Origin of the sequence: Phenylobacterium sp. (assembly GCF_044372605.1) — a bacterium.
In the GTDB taxonomy this organism is placed as follows: domain Bacteria; phylum Pseudomonadota; class Alphaproteobacteria; order Caulobacterales; family Caulobacteraceae; genus Phenylobacterium.
Genome location: NZ_JBILRO010000308.1, coordinates 1 through 3,341, shown reverse-complemented (window position 1 = coordinate 3,341; position 3,341 = coordinate 1). Strand labels below are relative to the sequence as shown.

Sequence of the window (3,341 nt, the reverse complement as noted above, 5' to 3'; positions counted from 1 at the left end):
AGGCCTGCGCAGGCACATGCCAGGCGCCCTGAAGGTCGACCTAATTTGCCTGACGGTGTTCTGGACCGGAACAGCGCTTGCCTTGGCAATTCACGTCATGATCTGAACGCCAAGAGACTGGTCGGTGACTGCGCCGAACGGTGGGGGTTCCGCGCCTCAGAAATTGTTGAGCACAGTGCCCACAGCGCGCGCGCGCTCCGTTCTGAGTTGATCAGCCAGCACGCGGACATCGGACACAAGGGTGCGGTTTTTGCGTGAGACGATAAGTGCAAAACCGGTGACCGTGCTGATCCTCAACCCATCCGCACAGCTGTTGGCTGGCGGGGTGTCGATGATCGTCATGTCGTAGTCGCGCACGCAGTTGTTGATGATCTCGGGGAACTTGTCCCCGGATAGCAACTCGTGGGCGGCACTGTCCGGCTGGCCTGCCCGCAACACGTCGAGATTGGGCAATACGTTCTCGTCCGTGAAATCGGCAATGCTGTCGGAGAACGATGTCAGGCAGGCAAACAACCCACCGCCGACCAGCTTGGGTTCAAAATAGGTATGGACCGAGGGATTTCTCAGATCAGCATCCACCAGAAGCGTCTTCACTCCGATCTGGGCCATTGATATCGCAAGATTCACGGCCACAAAGGTGGCTCCGACTTCAGGGGTTGGCCCGCAAATCGCCAGAGCGCGGCGCCCAAGCTGAAGATGCTGGGACTGAAGCCGTGTCCGCAAAACGCGAATGGACTCCGCGGCAGCTCCATCCGGGTCCGTCAGCAGAACGCGACGCTCAGACTGGCTGGTAGTTCCGGGAACCGGTAGCGGCCGCGACGCCTTGCGCTCGGCGCGGACCGTATTTGATTGGCCACTCGCCATTACGCACTTGCTCCAGCCACGACGCCTTTTGAGAACTGGCCGCGCCTGCTGCGCGGCGTCCGCGCGGGCGCCGCATCGACGATGGCGAGACAGTTCAGGTTCTTGTCGAACTCAAGATCCTCGAAGCCGCGCACCCTCCGATTGAGCAGTTCGATCAACACGGCCAGTACGAGACCAAGACCTCCGCCGAGCGCAAGCGAACCCACAAGGATTAGGGGTTTGTTAGGAAACGCAGGGCTTGTCGGCGTCACGACGACCCCGATCGGCGACATACCGCTGTCCGCCACCCCGGCTTCAAGGGTCAACTCGGCAGCTCTGGCAGCCGTCTTCTCGTACTGTTCCCGCCGTAGGTCGACTTCGGATTGCAGCTGTCGCAGGCGCTCGATCTTGTCGCGCTGCGCGATCACCACGGACTTCTGCTGTTGAAGCGCCCGGGTCACCTCTCCAATAACCGCCGAGGTACTCGGCCCGGCCCGCGCCGTAGCCTCTTCCTGGGCTACAACGCCGGCCACGAGCGCGCGCTGGGCGCGCAACTGTTGCATCTGAGGATGGTTGGGTCCCAGCTTCTCAGCGTTCTGGGCAAGTTGAGCGTCAATCTGCGCCAACTGGAGTTTTGAGGTCGATGAGATGGTGACCGGAGCGGAAAGGGCCGCCGCAGGCGCATTGGCAGCCTGATTCACGAGGGCTGCCAGCCTTGCGCTGTCCGTATCCTGTTGCGCGCCAGCCTTGTCGCCCTGCATGACAATGCCATTTGCCCGTTCGAAATTGGCCGTCGCCAACTGGGCTTCCTCCGCACGTTGACGCGCGACATCAGCCTGGGTCGAATACCAACGAGCATTTCGGCTGGCTTCCTCGCGTCGGTTGGCCAAGGTATAGTCGACGAATGACTGCCGGAGCGCCTCGGCGCCAGCCTGTGCTTCCGTCGGCGATGTAGAGCTGAACGTTATTTCGAAGATGGTTCCAGACGCCAGCCCGGCCTTGGTGCTGTCGGAGACCTGCTGCGCCAGCCATCGCCGGAAATCCCGGGTGTCTGTGGCAGGTCTCGCCTGATACCGGGCGATCCGCCCTGGATCACTAAGCCAGCCCAGCTGGTCGACTACGGGCGCGGTCACCTGATAGTCCTTGACCAGTTCTTGCTGTGTTTGGACGTAGGTTCCGAAATTATTCAGGTTTGCTACGTCGCCCGTCACCTGATCAGGCTTGAGAACGTTCATGTTAACGTGAGCCGTGGCTTCATACCGCGGAGGCACAAACAGAACCACGGCAAGTCCACCGAGGACCGTGAACACCGTGCATGCAGCAATAAGTAGCCAGCGTGCCCAGATGATTCTCAGAAACTGAATAATGCTCATATTTTGTCCATCATCGAGCTAGAACAGTCGCTCACCAATCGTGATGATGTCGCCGACCTTTACAACGTCGTCCAGCTTAGCCTTCTTCAGAGGCTTGCCATCACGAACCACTTTCAGCTTTTTCTCACTACCATTTTCCGTGACACCACCGCCCTTTGCCAAGGCCATGCGGAAGGTCAGCCCATTGGTGATAGGGAACTGCCCAGGCGTATTCACCTGGCCCGAGATATAGAAGACCTCATCCTGGACGGAGGGGATGAAGATTTTGTCTCCGCTCTGGACCAGCGGATCCTCCCCGACACCGCCGGCCGCAAGCTTCGCGATATAGTAGCGCTGGGCCGCCGTTGCGCCAGACTTGGTCAGCAGGATGTAGTCCGCAGCATCGCCCGTACCACCCCCAACCCGGGCCAGGATCTCGGAAAGCCTGTAGTTCCGGTCCAAGGGCAAAAGGCCTGGCGACCCCACAGCGCCGAGTACAGTTACATAGCGGCTAGAGATGCTGACGACGTCAGCCCGTACGATCGGGTCTGCATAGAAGCCACCCTTGATCAGAGCCTGCCTGACGTCCTCCGAAAGCTCGATGACGGTGCGCTCACTCGCCACCATCTTACCGATCAAAGGCAGCAGGATCGTACCATCCGTGCTTACCCGAGCCCGAGAGCCGAAGTCGGCGCGACCAACCAGACTGACCTCGACGGTATCGCCAAACCCTAACACGTAGGAGCTGTCGACCGGCGCCGGCGCGATGGAGCCGGAGGCCGCCGCCGAACCGGAAGGCGGGACCGCTTTGGAAGCAGAGGCGCCGGGGGTCGTCTGGGCAAATGCCGGCGCAGTCATCGTCGATGCGCCCAGAACGAGAGCGGCGATCAACCGGCCTTGGATTCGAACCATCTTCATTACCATTGCTCGTTAGAATTGAGTGGTGAAGCCAAGCATCACGCTATCGGACTTGAAATCATAAATTCCAACGTCCGCGTTTCTGTCAACATGCTCCACAGACAGCATAATTTGCGCGTTTCTACCAATCTTCATAGATCCACCGATATTTCCTGACCACTGCTTACTGTCCCGGATTTGTAATGGCGAAGGCACTCCTCCACGATATTGATCCAGAGAACCCCGCGC

General features: G+C 59.7%; 4 protein-coding genes. All 4 read right to left on the bottom strand.

What is annotated here, in order from left to right:
* Window positions 1-156 precede the first annotated feature (156 nt).
* Window positions 157-864 carry a CpsD/CapB family tyrosine-protein kinase gene (locus ACIQ42_RS17345; RefSeq protein WP_397423484.1) on the bottom strand — a complete coding sequence of 236 codons (708 nt, stop codon included), beginning with the start codon at window positions 862-864 and terminating at the stop codon, window positions 157-159.
* Window positions 864-2,216 carry a GumC family protein gene (locus ACIQ42_RS17340; protein ID WP_397423483.1) on the bottom strand — a complete coding sequence of 451 codons (1,353 nt, stop codon included), beginning with the start codon at window positions 2,214-2,216 and terminating at the stop codon, window positions 864-866. Before ACIQ42_RS17340 ends, ACIQ42_RS17345 begins: the two co-directional genes overlap by 1 nt.
* 18 nt (window positions 2,217-2,234) lie before the next feature.
* On the bottom strand, window positions 2,235-3,113 hold the full coding sequence (locus ACIQ42_RS17335; protein ID WP_397423482.1) for an SLBB domain-containing protein: 879 nt from the start codon (window positions 3,111-3,113) through the stop codon (window positions 2,235-2,237).
* Window positions 3,114-3,125: 12 nt separating this feature from the next.
* Window positions 3,126-3,341: hypothetical protein (locus ACIQ42_RS17330; protein WP_397423481.1), on the bottom strand; the 216-nt coding region annotated here is incomplete at its 5' end.